The sequence below is a fragment of the Sporosarcina sp. Marseille-Q4943 genome, from assembly GCF_943736995.1.
Taxonomy (GTDB): domain Bacteria; phylum Bacillota; class Bacilli; order Bacillales_A; family Planococcaceae; genus Sporosarcina.
In genome coordinates, this window is record NZ_CALSFT010000002.1 from 155,731 (window position 1) to 181,578 (window position 25,848).

General features: G+C 47.3%; 22 protein-coding genes. 15 read left to right on the forward strand and 7 right to left on the reverse strand.

Annotated elements, in window-relative coordinates; all coding sequences use genetic code 11:
* Nucleotides 1-50: 50 nt before the first annotated feature.
* Both NIT04_RS00835 and NIT04_RS00840 read left to right on the forward strand, forming a co-directional pair.
* The gene (locus NIT04_RS00835; protein ID WP_252501718.1) at nt 51-3,137 is read left to right on the forward strand and encodes an efflux RND transporter permease subunit; all 3,087 of its coding nucleotides are present in this window, start codon (nt 51-53) and stop codon (nt 3,135-3,137) included.
* 441 nt (nt 3,138-3,578) lie between these two features.
* Nucleotides 3,579-5,396, forward strand: a complete 1,818-nt coding sequence (locus NIT04_RS00840; RefSeq protein ID WP_252501719.1) for a mechanosensitive ion channel — start codon at nt 3,579-3,581, stop codon at nt 5,394-5,396.
* A gap of 238 nt (nt 5,397-5,634) precedes the next feature.
* Here the strand turns inward: NIT04_RS00840 and NIT04_RS00845 are convergent, their stop codons facing one another.
* The 5 genes from NIT04_RS00845 to NIT04_RS00865 form a co-directional block, all read right to left on the reverse strand.
* Nucleotides 5,635-6,267, reverse strand: coding sequence for a response regulator transcription factor (locus NIT04_RS00845; protein WP_252501720.1), 633 nt, complete (start codon nt 6,265-6,267; stop codon nt 5,635-5,637).
* On the reverse strand, nt 6,242-7,288 hold the full coding sequence (locus NIT04_RS00850; protein WP_252501721.1) for a sensor histidine kinase: 1,047 nt from the start codon (nt 7,286-7,288) through the stop codon (nt 6,242-6,244). The genes NIT04_RS00845 and NIT04_RS00850 overlap by 26 nt, the downstream gene beginning before the upstream one ends.
* Nucleotides 7,285-7,986: a cell wall-active antibiotics response protein LiaF gene (liaF, locus tag NIT04_RS00855; protein WP_252501722.1), complete on the reverse strand. Its 702-nt coding sequence runs from the start codon at nt 7,984-7,986 to the stop codon at nt 7,285-7,287. The genes NIT04_RS00850 and liaF overlap by 4 nt, the downstream gene beginning before the upstream one ends.
* A 185-nt stretch (nt 7,987-8,171) precedes the next feature.
* Nucleotides 8,172-8,810 carry a PspA/IM30 family protein gene (locus NIT04_RS00860; protein ID WP_252501723.1) on the reverse strand — a complete coding sequence of 213 codons (639 nt, stop codon included), beginning with the start codon at nt 8,808-8,810 and terminating at the stop codon, nt 8,172-8,174.
* Nucleotides 8,811-8,823: 13 nt separating this feature from the next.
* On the reverse strand, nt 8,824-9,177 hold the full coding sequence (locus NIT04_RS00865) for an ABC transporter permease (protein ID WP_252501724.1): 354 nt from the start codon (nt 9,175-9,177) through the stop codon (nt 8,824-8,826).
* A gap of 201 nt (nt 9,178-9,378) precedes the next feature.
* Here NIT04_RS00865 and NIT04_RS00870 point away from each other — a divergent pair, with 201 nt between their 5' ends.
* From NIT04_RS00870 to NIT04_RS00920, 11 genes are all read left to right on the forward strand, one after another.
* The gene (locus NIT04_RS00870) at nt 9,379-10,527 is read left to right on the forward strand and encodes a thiolase family protein (RefSeq protein WP_252501725.1); all 1,149 of its coding nucleotides are present in this window, start codon (nt 9,379-9,381) and stop codon (nt 10,525-10,527) included.
* Between the two features lie 26 nt (nt 10,528-10,553).
* Nucleotides 10,554-11,324 (forward strand): 3-hydroxyacyl-CoA dehydrogenase, encoded by a 771-nt coding sequence (locus NIT04_RS00875; RefSeq protein WP_252501726.1) that lies wholly within the window; start codon nt 10,554-10,556, stop codon nt 11,322-11,324.
* A gap of 125 nt (nt 11,325-11,449) precedes the next feature.
* Nucleotides 11,450-12,598, forward strand: a complete 1,149-nt coding sequence (locus NIT04_RS00880) for an acyl-CoA dehydrogenase family protein (protein ID WP_252501727.1) — start codon at nt 11,450-11,452, stop codon at nt 12,596-12,598.
* Between the two features lie 109 nt (nt 12,599-12,707).
* Nucleotides 12,708-14,330, forward strand: a complete 1,623-nt coding sequence (locus NIT04_RS00885; RefSeq protein ID WP_252501728.1) for a long-chain fatty acid--CoA ligase — start codon at nt 12,708-12,710, stop codon at nt 14,328-14,330.
* 375 nt (nt 14,331-14,705) lie between these two features.
* Nucleotides 14,706-15,989, forward strand: coding sequence for a DUF4139 domain-containing protein (locus tag NIT04_RS00890; RefSeq protein ID WP_252501729.1), 1,284 nt, complete (start codon nt 14,706-14,708; stop codon nt 15,987-15,989).
* A gap of 331 nt (nt 15,990-16,320) precedes the next feature.
* Nucleotides 16,321-16,932, forward strand: coding sequence for a DedA family protein (locus tag NIT04_RS00895; RefSeq protein WP_252501730.1), 612 nt, complete (start codon nt 16,321-16,323; stop codon nt 16,930-16,932).
* Between the two features lie 3 nt (nt 16,933-16,935).
* A complete protein-coding gene (locus NIT04_RS00900) occupies nt 16,936-17,763 on the forward strand; it encodes an undecaprenyl-diphosphate phosphatase (RefSeq protein WP_252501731.1) in 828 nt (275 codons plus the stop codon).
* Between the two features lie 86 nt (nt 17,764-17,849).
* On the forward strand, nt 17,850-18,551 hold the full coding sequence (locus tag NIT04_RS00905; RefSeq protein WP_252501732.1) for a response regulator transcription factor: 702 nt from the start codon (nt 17,850-17,852) through the stop codon (nt 18,549-18,551).
* Nucleotides 18,541-19,905, forward strand: a complete 1,365-nt coding sequence (locus NIT04_RS00910; RefSeq protein WP_252501733.1) for a cell wall metabolism sensor histidine kinase WalK — start codon at nt 18,541-18,543, stop codon at nt 19,903-19,905. The genes NIT04_RS00905 and NIT04_RS00910 overlap by 11 nt, the downstream gene beginning before the upstream one ends.
* A gap of 38 nt (nt 19,906-19,943) precedes the next feature.
* Nucleotides 19,944-20,708, forward strand: a complete 765-nt coding sequence (locus tag NIT04_RS00915) for a PepSY domain-containing protein (RefSeq protein WP_252501734.1) — start codon at nt 19,944-19,946, stop codon at nt 20,706-20,708.
* A gap of 100 nt (nt 20,709-20,808) precedes the next feature.
* The gene (locus NIT04_RS00920) at nt 20,809-21,633 is read left to right on the forward strand and encodes a PepSY domain-containing protein (RefSeq protein WP_252501735.1); all 825 of its coding nucleotides are present in this window, start codon (nt 20,809-20,811) and stop codon (nt 21,631-21,633) included.
* Nucleotides 21,634-21,729: 96 nt separating this feature from the next.
* Here the strand turns inward: NIT04_RS00920 and NIT04_RS00925 are convergent, their stop codons facing one another.
* Together NIT04_RS00925 and NIT04_RS00930 are read right to left on the reverse strand one after the other, a co-directional pair.
* The gene (locus tag NIT04_RS00925) at nt 21,730-22,746 is read right to left on the reverse strand and encodes an AI-2E family transporter (protein WP_252501736.1); all 1,017 of its coding nucleotides are present in this window, start codon (nt 22,744-22,746) and stop codon (nt 21,730-21,732) included.
* Between the two features lie 136 nt (nt 22,747-22,882).
* Complete coding sequence (locus tag NIT04_RS00930) at nt 22,883-23,617, reverse strand: MBL fold metallo-hydrolase (RefSeq protein WP_252501737.1); 735 nt, start codon at nt 23,615-23,617, stop codon at nt 22,883-22,885.
* Between the two features lie 94 nt (nt 23,618-23,711).
* Here NIT04_RS00930 and NIT04_RS00935 point away from each other — a divergent pair, with 94 nt between their 5' ends.
* Together NIT04_RS00935 and NIT04_RS00940 are read left to right on the forward strand one after the other, a co-directional pair.
* The gene (locus tag NIT04_RS00935; protein WP_252501739.1) at nt 23,712-23,951 is read left to right on the forward strand and encodes a glutaredoxin family protein; all 240 of its coding nucleotides are present in this window, start codon (nt 23,712-23,714) and stop codon (nt 23,949-23,951) included.
* Nucleotides 23,952-24,503: 552 nt separating this feature from the next.
* Nucleotides 24,504-25,841 carry a VWA domain-containing protein gene (locus tag NIT04_RS00940; RefSeq protein ID WP_252501741.1) on the forward strand — a complete coding sequence of 446 codons (1,338 nt, stop codon included), beginning with the start codon at nt 24,504-24,506 and terminating at the stop codon, nt 25,839-25,841.
* The last annotated feature ends 7 nt before the right edge of the window (nt 25,842-25,848 follow it).

Consider the following 25,848-nt stretch of genomic DNA (forward strand, 5'->3'; position numbering starts at 1 on the left):
TTAGTATAAATACCTGAGTCAAAACTGTCAATGTAGGGGAAGGTGTAAGGGTGAAAGGGTTAGTCAATTTTGTTCTAAAGAATAAATTAGCAGTATGGTTGCTCACCATTATTATAACAGTGTCGGGGGTTTATTCGGCAACGCAGATGAAAACGGAGACGCTGCCGGATATTTCGATTCCGTACTTAATGGTGATGGGCGTCTATCCCGGTGCAACTCCGGAGCAAGTGATGGAGGAAGTCTCGATACCTATCGAGAGGGCGGTAGAGAACTTAGATCACGTGAAATCGGTCTACTCCAATTCCTATTCCAATATGTCTAGCATTCAAGTTGAATATGATTACGGTATTGATATGGACGAAGCGAAGCGAGAATTGGCGTCCGCAATGGATTCTTTATCCTTGCCGGAAGGCGCGCAGGAACCGGTTATTACAGCAATCAGCATGAATATGATGCCTGTTGTAGCGCTAAGCGTGAGCAGTACATCCGAGGATATCATTGAACTGACTTCCACTGTTGAAGATATTTTGCTGCCGAAAATCGATAAAATTGACGGGGTTGCTTCCGCGACCATTTCCGGTCAGCATATCGAGGAAGTGGAGCTGACGTACGACGAGGAAAAAATGGCTAAGCTTGGATTGCAGGTCGATTCAGTCAAGCAAATGATTCAAGCGAGCAATATGGAAGTTTCACTAGGTCTGTTTGAGTTTGAGGAAGGCGAGCAAGCAGTCGCTGTCGACGGCAAGTTCATGACGATTGATGAGCTGAAAGGCATGCTCATTCCTGTGACGCCGTCAGAAGCGAATCCATCGCCGTTCGTTAAGCTTGGCGATATTGCAACGATCGAAAAAGTAGGCAAGGTGCAGTCTGTTTCCCGTACGAACGGTGAAAATGCGATTGCCATCCAAATCATTAAAGGACAGCGTGCCAACACGGTCGATGTCGTTAATGACGTGAAGAAGTTAATGAAAGATGAAGAAAAAGCGATTGATGGCCTCGTCGTCGACGTATCGCTCGACCAAGGAGAGCCGATTGAGACATCCGTTTCGACGATGGTCGAAAAAGCGCTTTTCGGTGGTTTAATTGCCGTATTGATCATTCTACTCTTCTTGCGTGATTTCAAATCGACGATCATTTCGATCGTTTCAATTCCAGTATCCATTTTTATGGCGCTCATGATCCTTCACTGGAAGGATATTACGCTTAATATTATGACGCTCGGTGCGATAACCGTTGCAATTGGCCGTGTCATCGATGACTCCATCGTCGTCGTCGAAAATATATACCGGCGACTTCATTTGAAGACTGAGAAGCTATCAGGGCGTGCATTGATTCGCGAAGCGACGATCGAGATGTTCAAGCCAATCATGTCGTCAACGCTCGTCACAGTTGCGGTATTCGCGCCGCTCATCTTTGTAGGCGGCATGGTAGGGGAGCTATTTTTGCCGTTCGCGTTGACGATGTCGTTTGCACTCGGTGCTTCATTGCTCGTCGCGATTACAATCGTGCCGGCATTGTCCCATTTTTTATTCAAGAAAAAACTGTATGGGGAAAAGTCGGAAAGCCAGCATAAAGAAGCAGGTAAAATGGCGAATTGGTACAAAGGCGTTTTAAATTGGTCATTGAATCATAAAGTCATCACATCGATCATTTCTGTCGTTCTATTGGCAGGCAGCTTGGGGCTCATGCCGCTGATCGGCTTCAGTTTCTTAGGAAGCGATGAAGAAAAAGTGATGTATATTACGTATACACCTGCAACAGGTGAGCTTCAGGAAGAAATGTTGGCAAACGTCGAAGTTGTCGAGAAGGAAATGCTGAAACGCGATGATATTGAAATCGTTCAATTATCCATCATGGACAGCGCTGACCCGATGACCGCGATGATGGGTGGCGGCTCGAATGGCGCGCTTATGTATCTCATCTTTGACAAGGACATGGAAGACTTCCAAGGAGCCCGTGCAGAAGTTGAAGACTATGTATTCAACATCGGCCAGTCCGGAGAATGGAAGAGCCAAGATTTCAGTTCCATGGGGATGTCCACAAATGAAATTAGTTACACGCTATATAGTGAAGATTTAAGCAGCCTGAAGGAAGCTGTCCAACAGGTTGAAAAAGTCATGGATGCAAACAAAGGCATTGAAGATGTCTCTTCAAGTGCCGAAGATGCATACGTTCAGTACACATTGAAAGCAACGCAGGATGAACTGCTGCAGTATGGGTTGACGACTGGGCAGATTGTCATGATGCTAAACCCGTCGAGGACGCAGGAAGTCGTCACGACAATCGGCAAAGACCGCAATGAATTAGAAGTTGTCGTGAAGCAGAAGGCAGCTGAACAGCCGACATCAATCGATGAAATGCTGGAACGGGAAATTCCGACTGCGCTAGGAACGACAATGAAACTTTCAGATCTCGTGAAAGTTGAAGAAGGATCTACATTCAATACGCTGTCCCGAAGCAAAGGACAATATTACGCTTCGGTTTCCGGTAAGCTTGTTGACGCGGACATTTCTAAAGCAACTTCCGAAGTCGATAAGGCGATTGCTGAATTGAAACTGCCGAAAGGTGTGGCGGTCGATACGGCTGGTGTCGCTGCCGACATGGAGGAAGCATTTACACAGCTCGGAATTGCGATGCTTGCAGCGATTGCGATTGTTTACTTCATCCTTGTTGTGACGTTCCGTGAAGGTGTTGCACCGTTTGCGATTCTCTTCTCGCTGCCATTTGCCGTCATTGGTTCATTCGTCGGCTTGCTCATCGCAGGCGAAACGATTTCCGTTCCGGTCATGATGGGTCTGCTGATGTTGATCGGTATCGTCGTCACGAATGCGATCGTACTCGTCGACCGCATCATCCGCATGGAACGGACCGGACTGAAAATGCGCGAAGCAGTACTCGAAGCGGGCGCGACACGTTTACGTCCGATCCTTATGACAGCGATCGCCACAATCGGCGCCCTCATTCCATTAGCACTCGGAAATGGCGCAGGCAGCGGATTGATTTCGAAGGGTCTCGGCATCACGGTTATCGGCGGTTTGATCAGTTCCACATTGTTGACGCTGATCGTCGTGCCGATCGTGTACGAAATCTTGTCGAAAATGTTCAAGAAGAACCGTTTGGATTTGGAAGAGGATTAATAGGTAGAGCAGAAGAAGGAGCAGAAACTTGTTCCTTCTTCTGTTTTTTTGTGGAATCGCGAAGGGAAAACTCACCCGCGTCCAATAAGAAGGCTCCCGCGCTCAAAGCGTGGCTCTCCACGCTCAAAGCGTCGGCTCCCGCGCTCAAAGCGTGGCTCTCCACGCTCAAAGCGTCGGCTCCCGCGCTCAAAGCGGTGGCTCCCGCGCTCAAAGTGTCGGCTCCCGCGCTCAAAGCGTGGCTCTCCACGCTCAAAGCGGTGGCTCTCCGCGCTCAAAGCGGTGGCTCCCGCGCTCAAAGTGTGGCTCTCCGCGCTCAAAGCGACAGCCCCCACGCCCAAAGATACGCCGCCCGCGTTCAATACCAATAGATAAATAGGTTTAACCCTCCACGTTTATAGGAATAGTCACTAATAGACTACTTAACTGAATGGAGGACACGGAATGTTCAGAGATATGTATTTTGCCAATATGCTAAGCTGGCTGCCCGAATTGATTCTCGGACTACTCGTATTGCTGATCGGGTTTTTCATTGCCAAAGCCGTGGAAAATGCGGTACACAAACGTTTGAGGAAATCGAGGGTCAATGAAAGGCTCGATGTAAAAGAAGGAAAATGGAATGTGGAAAAGATCATCAGCAAAGTCTTCTTCTTCGGTATTCTTCTATTAGCATTCCTTCTCTTCTTTAACATCATGAACGCATCGATGATTGCAACACCGTTCATGACAATGTATTCGGGAATCGGCGGAGCGGTTCTCAGCATCTTGAAAGCGGCGCTCATCCTGCTTCTCGCATGGGTTCTTGCATTGATTGTCAAGAAAGTCATTTTGGCAGTCGGCGGAAAGATGAAGCTCAACAAGTACGTTGCGAAAGTAGGGGGTTCCCCCGATGAAATCGACAAGTCGAAATGGGTCGAGACGGCTGCAAATATTGCGTTCTATGTCGTCTTGCTGCTATTTGTTCCGGCTGTCCTTCACGCGCTTGGCTTGAGCGGCATTAGTGGACCGTTTGAAGGCATGTTGGAAAGCTTCATGAACTTCATTCCGAAACTTGTCGGAGCAGCATTGATTTTTGCAGTTGGTTGGGTTATCGCAAAAATCGTCCGTACAATTGTCACGAAGTTGCTTGAATCGGTTGGTGTCGATCGGTTTGCACATAAGCTGAAATCATCTTCGAACGCAAAAGGGACAAGCATCTCAGGAATTATCGGCACGATCGTTTTTGTCCTCATCATGCTGCCGGTAACAATTTCTGCTTTGGAAGTATTGGATCTTGAAGGGATTTCGCAACCGGCCATCGCCATGTTGAATGACATTATGACGATGCTGCCGAAAATTGCGGTTGCCATTGTCCTCGTTTTGGTCGGTATCTACTTGGCGAAATGGCTCAGGGGGATTGTCGTATCCTTATTGGATAATCTCGGCATCAATTCAATCTCCGGAAAGATCGGCGTGCGTTCGAGCGCAACGATGCCAACGTTTTCTCAAATTATCGGCGCGATAGTACAAATTGTTGTCATTCTACTGTTCGTCGTTGAAGCGCTTCAAATACTCAACTTGAACTTCATGGTGACGCTCGCAACGGGTATCTTCGCATACTTGCCGATGGTCGTTGCAGCTGTTGTTATTTTGGCAATCGGCTTCTGGCTCGCGAACCTTGCTGAGAAATTTGTCGGAAGCATCATGACGACACAATCTGGTGCTCCTCACGTATTGCGCTACGTAGCGAAATATGCGATTCTCGCCTTCGCGTTCTTCATGGCATTGAGCCAGCTCGGCATTGCTCCAGCTATCATTAACGCGGCATTCATCCTCATCCTTGGGGGCGTCGCATTGGCGTTCGGACTTGCATTTGGTTTAGGTGGACGTGAACATGCGTCCCGCTATTTGTCGAAAATGGAAAGCAGCTTGCAAAATGCGGATGTTTCCAAAGAGAAGTGGGAGCAGGAGAAGAGCGAGATGAAGCGTGAGGCGAAGCAATCCGTGAATAAAGCTCAACAGGCCGTGGATCAGACGGCAAATGAAAATCATATGCCTCCTGTTGGAGAAAGCGGAGAATATCCAACTGGTCGGGACTATGAACCTCGAACAGGCAACTTGCCATCGGATGAGCTGCCACCATCCGACCCGGCAGATTCGAATATGACAGAGGCTTTCGATGAAAATGATCCGTCTAGGTACAACCAAACGAACAAAGACGGATACAATACGACGTATCCGGGCGAAGACTATCCATTCGATCCGAACCGCGGAAATAAATAAACATAGAACTGCCCCATCCATCGCGAATGCGGTGGTGGGTCAGTTTTTTTATTGCATGAAGGCAGGGAAAGATGCGCAAGTTCTCGTTTCTAGGCAAGGAGTTCTCTTTGTTCGATGTAAATTTCTCGTTCCTGTACAAAGAGTTCCCGTTCTTAGCCGGCAACTTCTCATTCATGCGCACCAAGTTCTCGTTTACACAAAAAAGCCGCACGCCCATTTCGGAGCATGCGGCCATTCTTCATTCAACAAGATCATTTTTAAACGCATAAATAACTGCTTGCGTCCGGTCTTGCACTTCCAGCTTCGATAACAAATTGCTCACATGTGTTTTCACCGTCTTCAACGCAATGAACAAGTCATCGGCGATTTCCTGATTCGTTTTCCCCTTCGCCAATAAAAGGAGGATCTCCAATTCTCGCTCCGTCAGCTCATCATGAAGCCGGTGACCGTTGCCGGACCGCATTTTCTGCATCATTTTCGACGTCACTTCAGGCTCCAGGACGGTTTGCCCCTTCAACGTCTCTCGAATAGCTTCCGCGATCCGTTTGGCATTCGAAGTTTTCAATATGTAGCTGATGGCGCCGGCTTCGAGTGCAGGGTATACTTTGTCGTCATCGAGGAAACTCGTGACGATGACGATCTTCGCTTCTGGCCATTGCTTGATGATCGCAGCAGTCGCCTCTGCACCGTTCATTTCCGGCATAACCATATCCATCAAAATGATGTCGGGCCGCAATGCGAGCGCCTTTTCGACCGCTTCCTTCCCGTTGACCGCTTCGTCGATGACTTCCATATCGGGCTGCGTCTGCAAGTAGGCGGACACGCCGATCCGCACCATTTCATGATCATCCGCCAATAGAATCCGAATCATCCATCTCATCCCCCTTTTTTGTCGGCAATTTCACTTCTACAATCGTTCCTTGCGAAGGGACCGAAACGATTTTACATGTACCGCCGATTTCTATCGCCCGTTCCTTCACGTTTTGCAATCCGTACGAACCGCCTTTGCCGTCCGACTCCTCGAAGCCGATGCCGTTATCTTGCACGCGGAAAATGGCGAGTCCGTCGCGTTCGACGAAAAGGACATCGACTTCGGTCGCTTGCGCATGCCGTAACGTGTTTGATAGCGTTTCCTGCGCAATCCGGAATAGATGGTCCTCCGCGCCTTTCGACAAAGACACTTCCTCCAATCGATAGCGGATATCGAATGACACTTTCTCTTTTAATTCGACTAATAGCTCTTCAAGACCTTCTGCGAGCGATTTATCATTCAATGCAGCTGGGCGTAAATGAAGGAGCAAAGCCCGCATTTCGAGCTGTGCTTGCTGCACCATCCGCTCTACTTGCAAAAGTGGTTTTTGCGTCGCCGGTTCATGCTCCTGCTCATTGATGGCTGACATGAGCATCGAAGCGGCAAACAGCTGCTGGGAAACGGAATCATGCAGCTCCCGGGCGAGACGTTGCCGTTCCTGGACAATCCGTTCCTGTATCAATTTATCTTGCGCCTCTGCGCGTTCATCCGTAATCCGCTGCAAGCTCTTCCGCTGGGTCGTCAAAATATTGGACACGTCTTCAAGCGTTCTATCAATCTTCGGAGAAAACGATTTAGAAATCTTCACAACCTCATCATGCTGAATCAACCCCGTCAGTTGCTGTTCAATCGCCTTCACTTTTGAACGTCCGATGCCGCCCATCCAGCCTGCAATGCCCGTGCCGAGCGCGATGCAAGTGAAAATGATCCAGGCGCCTAACGGTACATTTGCATATTGGATTTCATAGAAGAACAACCAACTTTCTCTCAACGGAACATCGACGAGCGTGTAAAAGTACAATGCCGCAATTCCTGTAAAGATGAACGATAAAAAGAGGCTGCGACCGAAAAAGTTCTTCATTTCCGCACCACCTCGATATCCCCGATCCACGTAGAAAGGGAGATGATCAGCTCTGCTCGGTCTCCGATATCTGCATCGTATCCATCTTTAAAATGAAGCGTTTCATTGATCATCCGCTTTGGACTAATATCGAGAATTTTCGCTTCTCCGAACAATGTATTGTAATGGATGCGTACTGGAATTTCGTAAGGCAAGTCGACCTTAATCCGTCCGAATCCTTGTCGTATGGCAATGAAAGACGTCCCTTTTGGAAGAACTGTGTCGGTCACATCTACATGGATATCTCCGAAAAAGCCTTGAATCTGCACATCTTCCCATTCATATGAAGAGAAGGGGGAAGACTGTACGGAAAACCACTTGTTTTTCCAAATCCCGTTAGGAGTCTCCTTTTGAAACTCTTTCAGCGGGCGCATCATCTGCTCAGCGGGCATCCCTTTCCACAAGTGGAATAAAACATAGATGAATACGCATAGCAGCAACATGCGCAAGCTCCATAATGTCATTAACGCCATCACGATGAAGAAGAGTCCAAGGAAAACCATCCATTTTGAACGCTTTTTGAAGCCGAAATACGTAAATCCGGCACCGAGAAGGAGGAAGATGATATTCCCATTCGTTAGGAAAGTGGCTTCTATGAAAAAGAGCGCAAAAAATGCGACAATCCAAAAAGTCATCTTATTCGTGTCCATTGGTTTCATTGTAATGCCCCCTTCTTGATGTCAGATTAAAGAGGGAAGGTGGATACCTTCCCGTTCATTGCAAATCGTTAAGTTCTCGTTACTCCGTGAAGAGTTCTCAATCAAGCCCATGGAGTTCTCGTTTTCCAAAGAAAAGTTCTCGTTCAAGCCCGAAAACTTCTCAATATGAAATCTCTTCCTCTAGTTTACACAATTTCCGACTTACTTGCGGAATTTTTTTCAAGCATTTCCAATCGACGTTCCATTGATGACACTTCATACTCGCGATTAATCTTACCACCGAGATTTTCGATATACGCATTCATTTCCTCAACGCTTGAAACGTGCTTGTCGCCGTTTTCAGGAGAGATGAATTGATCCATACGGCGATGGGCGCGTGTGACGTTTTCTTTCCCCATCAATTGCAACTGGCGGACTTTCATGTCTTTCACTTTATGCTTCATTTCCTCGAATTTACGTTCCAGCGCAATCATTTCCTGCTCTGATTGTGTAATGCTTGTCGCCAACTCGTTTGCACGCGTCTCATAAGCTTGAATCTCGTCTTGAGCGAACGCGACCAAATCCTCTTCACCTGTCGACTGGGCGAGCTCCAATTGACGGCGGCGTTTTTCGAGCATCGTTTCCGCTTCCGCGAACTCCTTCTCAAGCTCAACTTTCAACTTCCCTTGGCGCTCCAAAAGCTTGCCGACAGAATCAGTTTGTTTCTCCGCTTCCTTGATGTATTGGTTCAACATGGCAATCGGATTTTTTGATTCCTTTTTATCGAGCGCTGAATGCAAGTCCGCTTGCACCGTGTATTTCAATCTGTTCCATAATGTGTTCATCGTAGTGTCCTCCTTATTTTGTAATTTCATCCCATTGACGTTCGAAGTTGACGAACGGATCGTCCGAATACTTCGCGTCGATTACATTGTCGTTTGTACGTTCATTCCATTTGCGCCATACATAGTAGACACCGAGTAATGCGATGATGCCGATGAATGCCGGCACGTTTGAAACGGCTGTGACCAATCCGATGAGTAAAACGATCCCCCAGAACAGCTTCAGGAATGTAGAATCACTCTTCCTGTAATAGTGGAATCCTGCAAAAGCGATTGCACCGGAAATGGCAAGTGCCAAAATCGACCCTAAGTTTGCGAGAACAACGATCGCCGCCACTATGCCGAGAATTGCTAGACCAAATTTTTTCATATTGTTGTTCCTCCTTTCGTTGTATTTACATCTTACAATGGGTCTCACTTCATCCAAACGGCCGCAAAGCGGATTTCACTCTACGACTTGAGACCGATTCTGAGCTAGGTACACTCAAAAATGCTGTAGATATTGGGAACGCTTTCATGTAAGCTATAACTATACGAACTATCAATAAATTCAGAGAATGAGGTGCAGAATATGAAGGATGTTGTCATTGTCGAAGGGGTGCGGACCGCGGTCGCAAGACGAAAAGGCGGTTTTTCGGAATATCGTCCGGACGAACTTGCAGCTGTTGTACTTGAGGAACTGATTTCGCGAGCGGGAATCGATAAAGGTGATGTGGAAGATGTCATTTTAGGCTGCGTCACGCAATCGGGTGAACAAGGAGGGAATATTGCACGGACCGCCGCTTTGATTGCTGGGTTTCCGGTCCATGTCCCAGGCGTCACGATTGATCGCCAATGCGGCTCAAGCCAACAGGCAGTCCATTTCGCAGCGCAAGCGATAGCGTCAGGGGATATGGACATCGTCATTGCTGGCGGCGTTGAAAGCATGACGCGGGAGCCGATGTTTTCCAACATGAGGGACGCCGAACCGAGTCCGAAGCTGATGGAGAAACATGAAATCATCAACCAAGGATTATCAGCGGAGCGAATTGCGGACCAATGGGGCTTGTCCCGTGAAGAGCTCGACCGTTTCGCCTACGAAAGCCATCAGAAGGCTATCCAAGCCATTGAAGAGGGCAAATTCGATGACGAAATTGTGCCGGTTGTGGTCAATCGCGTCGATGGTGAAGTGGAAACCGTCACAAGGGATGAAGGCCCGCGTCCAGATTCAACACTAGAAGTGCTTGCCGGCCTGAAAACGGTGTTTGACGAAAACGGCGTCATCACCGCAGGAAACGCGAGTCAAATGAGCGACGGCGCGTCCGCTGTCCTGCTCATGTCGAAGGAGAAGGCGGAGGAACTCGGATTGAAGCCGCTTGCGCGGATCGTCGCCCGTACGGTTGTCGGTTCCGACCCGACATTGATGTTAACCGGTCCGATTGAAGCGACAAGGAAGGTTCTCTTGAAGGCTGGACTTTCCATAGCAGATATGGATGTGTACGAAGTGAATGAAGCATTTGCTCCCGTTCCACTCGCCTGGTTGAAGGATACCGGGGCGGATCCGGAAAAATTGAACCCGAACGGAGGAGCGATTGCGCTCGGTCATCCGCTTGGCGCGACGGGTACGAAATTGCTCGTGTCGATGGTGAAAGAGCTGCAGCGCACGAACGGTCGGTACGGTCTGCTCGCCATTTGTGAAGGGATGGGAATGGCGAACGCAACGATTATTGAAAGGATATAACGTTTTACATAAAGGGGGTCTAACAGATGGAAATGCCTGAAATTATAGCGATTGTCACCGGAGGGGCTTCCGGTCTTGGGGAGGCAACGACGCGGCGGATTGTCGCAGCGGGAGGAAAAGTCGCCGTTTTTGACATGAATGAAGAACGTGGCAAGGCGTTGGTCGATGAGCTAGGGCAAGACCATGTTTTATTCATGAAGACGGACGTTGCGAACGCTGAAAATGTGGAAGCGAATGTAGCGGAAGCCGTATCTGCATTCGGGAAGGTGAATGCCGTCGTCAACTGCGCTGGCATCGCAACGCCCGGGAAAGTCGTATCGAAAGGCGGTCCGATGTTGCTTGACCGCTTCGAGCAAGTGATCCGCGTCAATTTGTCCGGTACTTTCAATGTCATCCGTGTGGCGGCTGCGGCCATGATGGATAACGAACCGAATGCGGAAGGCGAGCGCGGCGTTATCGTGAACACCGCTTCCGTGGCGGCATTCGAAGGGCAGATCGGGCAGGCTGCCTATAGCGCATCGAAAGGCGGCGTCGTCGGGATGACGTTGCCGATTGCAAGGGAATTTGCGGGATTTGGCATCCGCGTCATGACAATTGCGCCCGGCCTCGTTGAAACGCCGCTCTTCGCCGGACTTCCGGAACCTGCGCGAAATGCGCTCGAGGAGTTGACGTTATACCCGAAACGGCTCGGCCGTCCGGAAGAATACGCGCGGCTCGTCGAAAGCATCTTCACGAATCCGCTCTTGAACGGAGAAACGATCAGGCTGGACGGAGCCATCCGGATGCAGCCGAGATAAAGTGAAACTTCAATCAGTGGTGGTCTACCACTGATTGTTAGTTGAACCAATCGGGCTTTTACTGGCTGTTGACCCCCGCTAGGGGTCTTACAGCCAGTTGAAGCGGGATAAGAGGGGGAAATCATATGGCACGATATCGTTTTGAAACAGATGAACATGTCCTGTTCCGGGAGACGCTCCGGAAATTCCTATTGAAGGAAGCAGTTCCCCATTATGATGAATGGGAAAAAGACCGGCTCATTCCCGTCAGTTTTTGGCGGAAGCTCGGGGAAATGGGGTTCCTTTGTCCGCAGGTTGAAGAACAATACGGCGGTCTCGGTCTCGACTTCAGCTACGGAGTCATTATTGGGGAAGAGATGGAACGGGTTGGAGCGGGCTTGACGGGGGTCGGCCTGCATAATGACATTGTTGTTCCGTACATCGAATCGTACGGGACGGAAGAACAGAAGAAGCGTTGGTTGCCGGGGTGCATCACCGCGGATTTCATTACAGGTGTTGCGATGACAGAGCCCGGAACCGGTTCGGACCTTGCCAACATCCGGACGACTGCCATTAAAGACGGGGACCATTATGTCGTGAATGGGCAAAAGACGTTCATTACAAACGGCGTGAACGGAAATCTGTTCCTCGTCGTCGTGAAGACAGATTCGCACGCGGAACCGAAGCATCGGGGCATCAGCCTGCTCATGATCGAGGAGGGGACGCCTGGCTTTACGAAAGGGCGGAAGCTCGACAAGGTCGGCATGCATTCGCAAGATACAGCCGAACTCTACTTCGAAGATTGCCGTGTGCCTGTCGGCAATCTGATTGGCGGGGAAGGGAAAGGGTTCAGCTATCTGATGGAAAAGCTCCAGCAAGAAAGGCTGCTCGTCGCATTATCCGCACAGACCGCTTCGGAAGATATGCTCGAAATGACGCTCGACTACGTGAAATCACGGGAAGCGTTCGGAAAGCCGATTGGTTCATTCCAAAATACGCAGTTCAAGCTTGCGGAAATCGCGACGAAGGTGGAGCTCGGCAAAGCGTTTCTCGAATCGCTCATTGAAGATCATTTGGCCGGCAAGGACGTCGTGACGAAAGTGTCGATGGCGAAATACTGGATCACCGAAACGGCGCGTGAAATTTCCGTGGAATGCATGCAGCTGCACGGGGGATACGGCTATATGGAGGAATATAAGATTGCACGGAGATACCGCGACATCCCGGTCGCTTCGATTTATGCGGGGACGAATGAAATCATGAAGATGATCATTGCGAAGAATATGGGGCTATAGGAGGGAATAGCAGGAAGCTTGTCCGCATATGATTGTGTGGGCGCAAGCGACTGCCGGGAACGGTTGTAAATGCTTAACACTATAAAAGCGCAAAAGGGGAGCGATTCAAATGATGCAAACACCATTATTACTGTCATCGTTTATTAAAAGGGCAGAGCAGTTTTTTCCGAACAAACTGATCATCTCCCGTACAGGGCCAGACATGATTCATCGGATTCCATACCGTGAATTTGCGAAGCGGACGAGGAAGCTGTCGAATGCCTTGACGAAGCTCGGGATGAAGCATGGAACGAAAGTGGGGACGTTTGGCTGGAACCATCACCGGCATTTGGAAGCGTACTTCGGCGTGCCGAGTACAGGCGCTATCCTTCATATGGTAAATATCCGCTTGGCGCCGGAGCATATCGCCTACGTCATCAATCATGCGGAAGATGAAATCCTGCTCGTCGATGATAACCTTTTCCCACATCTTGAAAAGCTGGCACCGATGCTCAAGACGGTGAAGCATTACGTCATCATGGGCGATAGCGCAGAAGTGCCTGAGACGACACTTCAAAATGTTCATTCTTATGAAGCGTTGCTTGCGGAGGCATCGGATCAGTATGACTATCCGGAGGACTTGGATGAAAACACGCCTGCCGGAATGTGCTACACATCCGCTACGACAGGCAATCCGAAAGGGGTTGTCTACACACACCGCGGCATCGTGCTTCACAGCTTTGCGCTTGGGTTGGCGGATGCGATGGGACTGCGTGAAAGCGACGTCATCATGCCGATCGTGCCGATGTTCCACGTCAATGCATGGGGGATGCCGTTTGCGGCGGTTTTCTATGGCTCAACGCAAGTGCTGCCGGGACCGGGCTTCAACCCGCAGCTGTTGCTTGACTTGATTGAACAGGAGAAAGTGACGCTGACGGCAGGCGTGCCGACGATTTGGCTGGCGGTTTTGAAAGAGCAGGAACAAAATCCGAGGGAGCTCTCCTCGCTTCGCGGCATCGTGAGTGGCGGCTCGGCATCTCCGAAAGGGCTGATCCGGGCATTTGAAGAGAAACTCGGAGTACCGTTCTACGTCGGATATGGCATGACCGAAACTTCGCCGCTCGTCAGCTTATCGGTCTACACGTCCGGCATGGAGGATTTGCCGATGGATGAACGGATTGATATCCGTGCATTGCAAGGGTTGATCATGCCGGGGCTTGAAGTGAAAGTCGTGAATGAAGACGGCGAAGTGCCTTGGGATGGTAAGACGATGGGCGAACTTGCGGTGCGTGGTCCTTGGATTGCGAGCGAATATTACAAGGACGACCGGACGGCGGAGGCATTCAAGGACGGCTGGCTCTACACGGGCGACATCGCCGTCATGACGGATATCGGTTATTTGAAGCTGATGGATAGAACGAAGGATTTGATTAAAAGCGGCGGTGAATGGATCTCTTCCGTCGATTTGGAGAACGCTTTGATGACGCATGAAGCGGTGTTCGAAGCGGCCGTCATTGCTGTTCCGCATGAAAAATGGGTGGAACGCCCGCTGGCCTGTGTCGTATTGAAAGAGGGCAAAACCGCGGACGATGCGTTGAAAGCCGAACTGCTCACTTATTTGGAAGGCCAATTCGCGAAGCTATGGGTTCCGGACGATGTCGTCTTCTTGGACGAAATACCGAAAACATCCGTCGGGAAATTCCTGAAAACCGCTTTGCGCGAACAATTGAAGGGCCATGTATTGGAAGTGTGAATGGATGCCACCCGCTCTTGCAGCGGGTGGTTTTTTATGGAGTTTTCTTTGGGGAATCGCCATGTTTATGGCAAGTCGGTGGTAAATGCGGGAGAATCGGTGGTAAACTCCCAAGAATCGGTGGTAAAGTGCCCAGAGTCGGTGGTAAACTCCGCCAAGTCGGTAATAAACGCCCCTAAGTGGTGATAAACTCTCCCTAAGCGGTGATAAAGTTGCCATGGACGGTGATAACCTCCAGCAAGTCGGTGATAACACCCCGAATGTCGGTGAGAAACTTTATTCGCTCTCCCTCGCATTAATTCCATCAGAAAAGGGAATAGCGTATAGGGAGCATATTTAATGGAAGAAGTGTTCAATCACATAGGAGGTATTAGCATGCTGAACAGAATTCCGAAATCCGAGACGACAGCTTGTTCCCTTACTGTATACAATGATGGCTTTGCGCTTGTGAAAGATACACGTTCCATTCCGCAATTCAACGAAAATGATTCTGTCCATTTTGTCGGAGTGGCGAAGAAGCTGAAGCCCGATTCCATCATTGTTGAAGGGGTGGACTTGTTGGAGCTTGTCTATGAATATGACCTGATGGATGAATTGAGGATATTTGAGAGATATTTAGGCCGTCAAATTTTAATCAAAGATCCGTTCACAAAACAAGATCGGGCATACACATTGCTACGTGCAAATGGCCCGATCGTCATGCAGGATGTCGAAACGAAAGAGCTTATTATCAATCCGAAGGGCGAATTGCGTTTTCCGGAAATTGAAGGCGGGAATCATGTAGAGCCGACACTCGTCTGGAAAGTCGCCGAGCAGCGAAGCGATGAAGTGTGTGTCTCATATTTGACAGGCGGGGTATCGTGGGAGGCGGATTATGTCATTTCCATGCACGGCGACCGTTTCGACTTGTCGGGTTGGCTATCGATGAAAAACTACTCCGGCGTCTCTTTCAACGATGCTCAACTTCGTCTCATATCAGGTAAGCTGAGCAAGGCGGGCAATGAAAACGAAGAGAAAAGCGCGGAGCTGTCGAGGCGGGAAAAGCAGAAGACAGAAGCTTTTTCCGATTTCCATACGTACACGTTCCCAAAGACAATCGATTTGGAAGACCGACAACAAAAGCAGCTTCGGCTTCTATCATCCTCCAATTCAAAAGCACGCATTATCTATGAAATCAACGAACAGACTTCGAATCCGGATATCTTCATCGAATTCGACAATACGGTGGAGAACGGTCTCGGTTTTCCGTTGCCAGCTGGAGTTTTTAAAATGTACCGGACGAACCCGGATGATGGCAGTGCGGAATTCATTGGCGAATATGCAATTAAGCATACGGAAGTGAATGAAAAAGTCCGTTTGAAATCAGGAGAAGCATGTGACATTGAAGTGAAGGCGAAAAAGGCCGGTAAATATAAAGAAGGCGGATACGAGTATACCGAATACGAATACAGTATTTGCAATACGAAAGGCACCCCGGTCGAAGCCGTCATCCGTCAACAAGTTCCCGGACATTTATGGACGGTGGATGAATCGACGCATGAATGGCAGAAGAAACGTGACAAGATTGTGCTGCCTGTTCATGTTCCTGTCAATGTCGAGGAAAAGGTGAAGTTTACAATCCGCCACGATCGCTCTGCGAGAAGGACAATTGGTTTCTAAAGCATAACATTTTTAACTATGCTTATATCGAAATAATGTGGAATTGCACCCGACGCTGGGGATAAAATCGGCATTCGGGTGTTTTTTTATTCACATGTGGATAATATTCATTCAAAACCACCCCATAATTCAGAAATTATAAACATATAAACAATCTTACCCACAGTTTTCGGTGTATAAGTCCATTTCGCGCATACTTATCCACTACATTCACATTCATACTCTTCCTTTTTCAAACGTACAATCCATCAGGACAGGTTGGAACTTCCAAGTGGATACCGGCGTCTGATAAGATGGACATAATTGAATTTTTACGACCAGGGAGAGTGTCATGGATAATTGGATAACTGAATTCATAAGTGAGCACGGATATTTTGGAGTGTGCTTTCTGTTGTTGATTGAAAATATATTTCCACCGATTCCATCTGAAATCATCTTGACCTTCAGTGGATTTGCAACTGGGTTTACAACGATGACGAAAACAGGCGTCATCATCGCTGCTACAATTGGTTCGGTCGTCGGTGCGATGATTCTATATAGTATCGGTTTGCTCATTGATGTGGAGCGACTTGAGAAATTTGTGGAGCGGCGGGGACGCTGGCTGCGCCTATCGAAGAAGGATCTGAGGAGAGCAGATGAATGGTTTGATAAATACGGTCCATGGACTGTGTTTTTTTGCCGTCTCGTTCCGCTCGTCCGTAGTCTGATTTCGGTGCCTGCGGGAATGTCGAATATGAACTTTCCGCTGTTTCTGTTATTGACAACTCTCGGGAGCTTCATTTGGAACACAATTCTTGTTACAATAGGGTTTAATGTCGGTGAAAATTGGGAGTCGATCGTCCATTATATGGACGTCTATTCGAACATTGTTTATGTGTTGTTAGCAATTGGTGGAATAGCGGTTTGTATTGGTTACATCCGATTCCGCAGAAAGAGGGCTTAGTGGATGGATTTATTTGAATTACTCAAGGCGTTGATCCTTGGCTTTGTGGAAGGGATGACAGAGTTTGCGCCAGTCTCCTCGACAGGGCATCTCATTATCGTAGACGATATGTGGTTGAAGACGGAGGAGTTTCTTGGAAAATATCCGGCCAACACATTTAAGATCGTCATCCAGCTTGGATCGATATTAGCGGTTGTCGTCGTGTTTTGGAAGAGGTTACTCAGTTTGGTCGGTCTGTATAAGATCGACGGGAAAAAGATGACGAGTCGTTTTAATCTTATGCACGTTATTGTCGGCATGTTGCCAGCAGTCATTCTTGGATTTGCATTCAAAGATTTAATCGATGATTATTTATTCGGCGTCGAGACGGTCATTTTTGCACTCGTCGCAGGAGCAATTCTCATGATTGCCGCAGACAAATTCGGACCGAAGAGACCGAAAGTCCAATCATTGGATCAGATTACATATCGGCAGGCATTTACGGTGGGTCTTGTCCAATGTTTATCATTATGGCCAGGTTTCTCACGTTCGGGTGCAACGATTTCCGGTGGTGTCCTGTTCGGAATGAACCATAGAACCGCGGCTGACTTCACGTTCATCATGGCGGTGCCGATCATGGCGGGTGCAAGCCTCGTGTCGGTCCTGAAAAACTGGGAAGATATGTCGATGGATTACCTTTCATTTTATATCGTCGGCTTTATAAGCGCTTTTGTCTTTGCGCTCGTTTCGATCCGCTTCTTCCTGAAGCTTGTATCGAGAATCAAACTTGTGCCGTTTGCGTTGTATAGAATTTTTCTAGCAATCGTCTTAGCAGCAATCGTATTTTTATAATCATGTTGACGACTCGTTTACGGGTCGTTTTTTTATTCTCTAAAACAGTCTTCTGCTACACTTAAGAAAAAACGGCGGTGAGGAACTTGAGTGAGCAAGTACTAATTATTGAAGATGAAGAAGCGATAGCGCGCGTTCTTCAATTGGAGCTTGAGTTTGAAGGATATTCGGTCGGCGTCGCACATTCGGGGACGGACGGCCTTATTAAGTTCAGGGAGCAGGAGTGGAATCTTGTTTTGTTGGATCTCATGCTGCCTGGTATGAATGGGTTGGATGTGCTGCGGCGAATCCGGGCGGCGGAAGACGGTACGCCCGTTATTTTATTGACGGCGAAAAGCGATGTGGAAGACAAAGTGACAGGGCTCGACTTGGGAGCGAATGATTACGTCACCAAACCGTTCGTAATCGATGAATTGCTTGCCCGCATCAGGTCGGCTATACGTACTTCGCAAAAGAAGTCCGTCGTGAAAGATGAATTTCTTCATGAATTCGCCGGATTATCGATCCATGAGCAGTCCCGTGAAGTGACACGGGATGGTGACTCCATCGATTTAACACCGCGGGAATATGACTTATTGCTTCATTTGATCCGGCATCCGAATCAGGTGCTTTCGCGTGAACAGTTACTCGATGCGGTATGGGGCTTTGACTATTATGGCGACACGAACGTAGTTGATGTCTATATCCGATATGTCCGGAAAAAAATCGATCGCCGGAACGAACCTTCCCTCATCCAAACAGTACGGGGCGTCGGATATGCGTTAAAGGAACCGGTCCATGAAGCTTAAAAAGAAGATCCATGTTTTTTCGACCCTATTGATGTTCATTCTTCTTGTGCTCGCGAACATCCTCATCTATTTCCTTTTCGAAAGGATGTCTCATAACACGGAATATGAGCAACTGCTCGGCCGTGCAAAAGAGCTGACCGCAGAGTTGAGCATATTGGAGACGGAAGCGGATGCCGGCATGGTATTGCGCGCATTCATTCCAGCGAATGGTGCCATCTCCATCATTAACAGCGACGATAAACCACTCATCAATGTTCAATCTTTGGCTGGGCTCGGGAAAGTCGACGGCCATGTGAATCCGGGCAATTCTTATACGATTGACCGATTCGAAGGTACGGAAGCGTTATCGATCTCAATGCCGATCATTTGGCCAACAGGTGAAGTTGTTACAATGAAAATGACCCAACTGCTGACAGATGTTGAGAAAAATATGCGGGTCCTGAAGTATGTCCTGATCGGTGTTACAACGTTTGCGATGATTCCGATCACACTTTCCAGCATGACGCTCGGCAGAATTGTCACTCGGCCGATCGAGAATCTCATAACGGCGATGAACAGAAGCCGGCAATCGGGGACGTATGAAAAGTTGACTGGCGTTGTAAATGGAAATGACGAGCTTGCACAAATGGAACGGACGTTTAATGAAATGATGGAACAATTGGAACAGAACTATATGAAGCAGGAGCAATTTGTCTCAAACGCATCCCATGAATTAAAAACGCCTTTGACTGTAATCGAAAGCTACTCCCGATTGTTGGCGAGGCGTGGGTTAGAAAATCGGGAAGTCGTCGATGAGGCGTTGAATGCCATTATCTCTGAAACGGGCCGGATGAAAGAAATGATTGCACAAATGCTTGATTTGGCGAAGAGCAGCGGTTCTCATGCGTTCGAATTTGCAGAAGTCGATTTGACTCCCTTGCTGGAAGCTGCTGTGATGCCGTTGAGGCAAGCATACGATAGGGAAATCATTATTGATGCGGATGGGCCGGCAATTGTCGAAACGGATGGGAAATTCGTGAAGCAGTTGTTGTTCATTCTTCTCGACAATGCACGGAAATATAGCGATCGGGAAATCTTCACTTCTATACAAGACCAGCAGGACGTAGTAGAAATCACTGTGAAGGATTATGGCAAAGGGATTCCGCAATCCGACTTGCCGCATATTTTCGATCGTTTTTACCGGGTGGAGTCGGACCGTAGCCGTAAGACAGGAGGAACCGGGTTGGGGCTATCCATTGCGAAGGAGATAGCCGACGGACTTGGCGCTACCTTGACGATAGAAAGTGTTGTGGACATGGGAACTGTTATCCGGGTTTTGATTCCGAGAAAGAGAAAGGCTCTCAGGGAATTTTAATGTTAGGGCGGTAAGATGAAAGAAAGGAGGATTTTTGCATGAATATATGGAAAAAACCTTGGTTCATCCCGATTGTCTTGACGATCATCATTGTCATCGCAGGGCAGCTGTATACGGCAGGAAAGCTGACGAAGGCCGAAACCTTGCCGAAAGAGGAGATCAGCTCCCAATTAGCGATGATTTACGATGGAGAAGTGAAAGATCTCATGTTGGATGGATCTGTGTATAAAGCGAAAGTTTCAAGAGCAGGGGCGGAATACGCTGTGGAAGTCGACGCAGGATCGGGCAAAGTTCTTTCACTCATTCAGACGAAAGAAACATCAAAGCCCGATATCGTCATGGAGACAGATGAAGGAGAAAAAGCCGGAAATACGGACGAAACGGCGACGCCAGTTGAAAATTCGTCTGACGAAACGGCTAAAACAGATAGTGAGATAAAGAAAGAGCCAGATAACAAAGCAACAGATAGCAGCGCGGCAGATCAGACGGAAAGCAAAACCGAAGTTCCGAAGCCGAGTGCCAACAAAACACCCGAGCAATCCAAACCAGCTAGCAAGCCGGCGAATAAGGAAAAGCAGCGAAAAACCGTTCTCATCTCCGAGCAAAAGGCAAAAAAGATTGGAATGGCCCAATTGCCGGCCGGAGCGATTGGCGAAGTTGATGATGTGGATTTTGTGAATTCGGAAGACGGTGGCTATTATTTAGTGCAGATTGAAATCGACACGGATGATGATATGGACGAAGTTACGTATCAAATCCATGCGATATCAGGAAAAGTGATGACTGTCACTTGGGATGATTAAATTAAGAAATTGATTCTCATCAATTTCTAATATTCCTCTCAATATCCTCTCATCTTCACGAGGTAGTATGAAGATAGAAGAAAAAAGGAGGAAAACAAACATGAAAAAATGGATGTTGATCCCTGCAATGGCAGGAGTCGTAGCTGTCGGAAGTGTTGCAATGGCGGAGGACTCGGTTCCGAGTACTTCTAATAAAGCAGAAAACCTGATCACTTTGAAGGAAGCAAAACAGGTTGCTACCGAGAAAGTGAAAGGTGGCATCGTGACGGAAATCGAGTTGGATAAAGACGACGGCCGTTACCATTTCGACGTCGATTTGAAAGACGGAAAGTATGAGTATGACTTAGAAGTGGACGCGTACACAGGAGAAATCATCAAGTTTGAAAAAGAAGTGGAGAAGGGCCGTAAGCAAGCTACATCTGGCAATCTGCTGACGAAAGAGGAAGCGATATCCATTGCTAAAAAGAAGGCAGCGGGTACAGTGAAAGAGATTGAGCTGGATACCGATGACGGTCGTAAAGAATACGAGATCGAAATGAAAGATGATCAATTCAAATACGAAATCGAGCTGGATGCTGTCACTGGCGAGTTTTTGAAATTTGAAAAAGACCGTTACCGTAGCGCTAAAAAAGAAGTGAAGGCGCAGACGGAAAAAGTTGCAGCTTCTACGTTGAACGTCGTCGAACAGACAACGCAAAAGCAAGCTGTAAAACCGGTAGATAACAAGAGATCAAACAATAATACAATGCTTACGAAAGAGCAGGCGCTTGCCATTGCGAAGCAACATGCAAGCGGCGTTGTAACTGATTTCGAGCTGGACGACAATGTCTATGAAATTGAAATGGAAGACGGCGACATCGAATATGAGCTGGATATCCATGCCTACTCAGGCGCCATCCTTTCATTCGAACGGGATGAAGATTGAGTAACTGAAAAAATTCGTCAAAACATAAAAACAAAGCGGGCAGCTGCCATACTGCCCGCTTTTTCTGTGCTTATTTTTCCAACAATAGATGTCTGTTTAGGTAGTCTGTTCCGGTTCTTTGTCTGTCACATCGAGTATGTCTAGCAGGAAGACAAACACTGGAATCCCGATGATCAATCCCCAGACGCCAAAGAAGTTCTGCGAAAAGATGAGGACGATGAACGTATAAAATACCGGCAAATCCGTTTTGGAAGACATTAGCTTCGGATTTAATATATAAGCTTCCACTGCATGAATAACCATTATAGCTACAAGCAAATAGACGACTGTTAGAATGCCGCCAATCGTAAAACCGATAATCGTCAGTGGTACGAGTGAAATGATGACGCCGGCGACAGGAATGAGCCCTAAGAAGAAAATCATGATGGCCAATCCGATAATTTGCGGGAAACCGAGGATCATCAAGACGATGACAGACAGAAACGTATTGACGAGTGCGATAATGAACTGTGCTTCGATTACTTTGCCGAATGTACGAGAAAATTTCTTGCCGAAAAATTCAATTTCATAATAAAACGGGGCGATCTTACTGTTTTTAAACTTACCTGTGAATTCAATTAACCGAGGTTTTTCAAGAAGGAAAAACAAACTTAATATGATTGCCAGAAGTACCTGGATACTAGTTTTACTAATGTCAGTAAAAGATTTAAGTAAATATGAGAATCCGTTTTCTACATAACTCTTAATTTGTTCACTGGAAATGACAGACTCAAGAAATCCGAGCAATCGGTTGTCATGTGACTGGGTGGAGAAGTTACTAATTTGCCTAATGAGTTGGCTGATTTCAAGTGTGATGATCGGTAAATATTTGACGAGGCTGATCGTCAACAAACCGACAATCAATGTGTAGAGGAATATTACAATCAGTTTATGATTAAGTCGAACATACTTGGTTGTAAAACAGACAAGCCGATTCATTAAAAATGAAAAAATAAAGGTCAATAAGATTAAATTCATCATGCTTCTTACGCTAAACAGAATGATGATGATCAAAGCGAAGATAATGAACCGTTTAACTCCTTTTTTTCGCAATACATCTGAAATCAAATCCATATAAACGAGTACCTCACATATTCAATTATTATGTAAATAATAGTACCATACTGTTAGTATCCACTTGGCAGATTAAGATTACAAGCAGGAGCTCTCCGATAAGAAAATACCGTAGCTCCTGCGAATAATCCTATCATTAAACTTCGTACACCTTCCCGACGACCGCCAATTCGGCGTCACCATCATAAACTCCCTTTGCCGCTCTCAAAATATCCGTCGGATCGCCGTGTAAGGGCAGATGTGTCAATACGAGCCGGTTCGCGCCCGCCAGCTTCGCAAGTCGTCCTGCCTCGCTTCCTGCCATATGTCCCGGCGCTTTGCCGAGATGCTCCTCGTATAAATTCGCTTCGCTGATCAATAAATCTGTTCCGCTTGCAAATTCCACTAGTTTGTCATGCCATTCCGTATCCGCTGTCAACGTGACGGAACGGCCGTCAACCGTGAATTTCAATGCTAAACAATAGACGGGGTGAATCGTTTCACAGAATGAAACCTCAAAAGGTCCGATATGGACAATGTCCGTTTCCTGTATGGCGACGCCAATGGTCTGCTCTTTATAAGACAGCTTTTCAAAATTCTCCTTGTCCCGATCATGTCCGTAAATCGGCAATGCAGGCGACGGTTGTCCGAGATAATAATTGATGAGCCTGCTATATTGGAGGTTGCCGATGTCCGCGATATGATCCGCATGATAATGGCTGATGACGACTGCATCCAACTTTTCCAATGGTACATAATTTTGCGCGGAAGCGAGCACGCCGCTTCCGCAGTCGACGAGGCAATGGAAGCCTTCATGCTCAATTAAAAATGCCGAAGTGGCCCCATTCGCTTTCGGATAGCCACCCCAAATCCCGACCGGAATTACGTTCATATTTACCGAACCTCCATATAATCCATATGTTTGCTTTTATACCTAACGGGGTATATCATTAAAATGAAATCTAAACCTAAAAGGAGAGATGAAAATGACGACAGCTACAGCTACAGTGTACACTACGAACACATGCCCATACTGCACAATGATGAAAAATTATTTGGATGAACAAAATATCCCATACCGTGAAGTGAACGTGCAAGAGGACGAAGAAGCAGGTCGGAAGCTCGTCGAAACGACAGGGCAAATGGGAGTACCGCAAACCGAATTGAACGGCCAATGGATTTTAGGCTTTGATACGCAAGCTGTGCAGGCAGCATTGAAAGGGTAAGCAGTTTGAAAAAGGCCTTTCTCATTTCCAGACCGTGCTCAATCAACACTTCTGGACGTAAATATCCGAAAATCTGCATCGGCCATGTTGCGCTCTTCCTCACAGGAGTTTTTCTTGTGATCATAGAGCTGACGAACTAAATTTACCCTCATTGACGTGAAAAATGTCAATGAGGGATTTTTTTTTGAAGAAATTGAGTACAAAAGACTTTATAAACAAATCAAATGAAAGTTTGAGAAGTGGATACCCAATAGTCTTAGTCCGAGATATTTAGACGTGAGCCCTAAAAAAAGAATAAAAAGACCCAGCCAAAGGGGCTGTGGCCATGATTAGTGTGCTATTTATCACGCTTTTTTACTTGGGATTAGCAGATAAGCAATCAATAGATGTACATACAAGAAAGGTGGTGCCTTTATACCTAATGCCTATTATCCTGTTTGATGTACGAAGTGCTCATACCTTTTTTGACAACGAAAATTTGAAATGGTAATCATATACATATAGTGTCAATTGCCTATGAATCTTGCACGATGAAGTTGGAGGTAACTTACGATGAAAAAGTTAGTACTATCTGCAATGGCTTCTTTATTAATTATAATTGCAGGATGCAATAGTGGCGAAAAATCAATAAAGGATATTGAGGGATCTGCAGAGGAAATAAATTCACCGGAGGATAAGGAAGTTGGTGCCGAGGAGACGAAGAGTGTACCGGAGTTTCCCCCAGCACCTACTGAAGCTAGTGACATTATCTCCCTAGGTGCCGGAGAAAAGATGAAGGAAATCCAAGCGGCGGCAAAGGGGAAATTGACGATAGAAGACTTTGCGGCAATGAAGGATTTACCGGTCGAGAATATGACTGTTGAAGAAATTTATAATGGCATCGTCGATTGGTATGCAATGGATTATTCAAGCGTCCACGATCCTCTTGTCAATTTTGAGCCGGACTACGGGGAATATGGAATCGATAAACAGGAAATGAAGCAATTGAACATTTCAGTGTTGATCGACGCGAGCGGCAGCATGAAAGCCTATGTTGGCGGAGAGCAGATGATGGCTCTTGCGAAGGATGCGGTTAAACGTTTCGGTGCGGGCCTGCCGGAAGAATCCATCGTGTCCCTCCGTGTTTACGGGCATGAAGGAACAGGTTCTTCTGCAGACAAAGCGATGTCATGCGCAAGCAATGAGCTTTTATACAGCCCTGATTTTTACGAGGAGAAATCATTTAATGAAGCTTTGTCCAAATTCGATGCTGCTGGATGGACGCCGCTTGCCGCTGCCATTAAAGCTGGCGGGGAAGATTTACGAGTCAAGGCTTCTGCCAAGACACAGAATATGATTTTTGTCATTAGCGACGGAGTGGAAACGTGTGGAGGAAATCCAGTGGAGGAAGCTAAAAAATTAGCGGCATCCGACCTGAACGTTGAAGTGAATGTCCTCGGTTTCAACTTGGATAGTGAAGGACAAAAGCAATTGAAGAAAGTGGCGGAAGAGGGCAATGGGAAATATGCCAACGTCAAATCGAGAGTCGACTTTCAAAAAACATTCCAATCGATGCTAGCCGAAGCGAATGCGGTCGTTCGCGAATTGAACCAAAAAGCAGTACATGGAATCAAAATTAACAATCATACAATTCGCCTGAATGACCAAGTTCTTAAACTTCATTCTAGCTTCTTTGACTTTGCAGCAGAGGAAAACAGCAACTTGAGAATGGCTGTAAAGGTGTTGCGCGATGAGGATCTAATCGACAACGAGACGCAGTTCGCCTTGTCGGATTTGATTGATGAACGCCGTAAAACGATGCGGGAATACGGCGAATCCATTAAGAAAGAGAAGCTCGAACTCATTGAAAACACCCGAAAGGAAATATTTGAAGCCCTGCATGCGCAGTGAATGAGAG

Coding starts and splice junctions, on each gene's coding strand:
- NIT04_RS00840 (WP_252501719.1), top strand. CDS start 3,579: ATGTTCAGAGATATGTATTTTGCCAATATGCTAAGCTGGCTGCCCGAA.
- NIT04_RS00845 (WP_252501720.1), bottom strand. CDS start 6,267: ATGATTCGGATTCTATTGGCGGATGATCATGAAATGGTGCGGATCGGC.
- NIT04_RS00850 (WP_252501721.1), bottom strand. CDS start 7,288: ATGAAGAACTTTTTCGGTCGCAGCCTCTTTTTATCGTTCATCTTTACA.
- liaF (WP_252501722.1), bottom strand. CDS start 7,986: ATGAAACCAATGGACACGAATAAGATGACTTTTTGGATTGTCGCATTT.
- NIT04_RS00860 (WP_252501723.1), bottom strand. CDS start 8,810: ATGAACACATTATGGAACAGATTGAAATACACGGTGCAAGCGGACTTG.
- NIT04_RS00865 (WP_252501724.1), bottom strand. CDS start 9,177: ATGAAAAAATTTGGTCTAGCAATTCTCGGCATAGTGGCGGCGATCGTT.
- NIT04_RS00870 (WP_252501725.1), top strand. CDS start 9,379: ATGAAGGATGTTGTCATTGTCGAAGGGGTGCGGACCGCGGTCGCAAGA.
- NIT04_RS00875 (WP_252501726.1), top strand. CDS start 10,554: ATGGAAATGCCTGAAATTATAGCGATTGTCACCGGAGGGGCTTCCGGT.
- NIT04_RS00880 (WP_252501727.1), top strand. CDS start 11,450: ATGGCACGATATCGTTTTGAAACAGATGAACATGTCCTGTTCCGGGAG.
- NIT04_RS00885 (WP_252501728.1), top strand. CDS start 12,708: ATGATGCAAACACCATTATTACTGTCATCGTTTATTAAAAGGGCAGAG.
- NIT04_RS00890 (WP_252501729.1), top strand. CDS start 14,706: ATGCTGAACAGAATTCCGAAATCCGAGACGACAGCTTGTTCCCTTACT.
- NIT04_RS00895 (WP_252501730.1), top strand. CDS start 16,321: ATGGATAATTGGATAACTGAATTCATAAGTGAGCACGGATATTTTGGA.
- NIT04_RS00900 (WP_252501731.1), top strand. CDS start 16,936: ATGGATTTATTTGAATTACTCAAGGCGTTGATCCTTGGCTTTGTGGAA.
- NIT04_RS00910 (WP_252501733.1), top strand. CDS start 18,541: ATGAAGCTTAAAAAGAAGATCCATGTTTTTTCGACCCTATTGATGTTC.
- NIT04_RS00915 (WP_252501734.1), top strand. CDS start 19,944: ATGAATATATGGAAAAAACCTTGGTTCATCCCGATTGTCTTGACGATC.
- NIT04_RS00920 (WP_252501735.1), top strand. CDS start 20,809: ATGAAAAAATGGATGTTGATCCCTGCAATGGCAGGAGTCGTAGCTGTC.
- NIT04_RS00925 (WP_252501736.1), bottom strand. CDS start 22,746: ATGGATTTGATTTCAGATGTATTGCGAAAAAAAGGAGTTAAACGGTTC.
- NIT04_RS00930 (WP_252501737.1), bottom strand. CDS start 23,617: ATGAACGTAATTCCGGTCGGGATTTGGGGTGGCTATCCGAAAGCGAAT.
- NIT04_RS00935 (WP_252501739.1), top strand. CDS start 23,712: ATGACGACAGCTACAGCTACAGTGTACACTACGAACACATGCCCATAC.
- NIT04_RS00940 (WP_252501741.1), top strand. CDS start 24,504: ATGAAAAAGTTAGTACTATCTGCAATGGCTTCTTTATTAATTATAATT.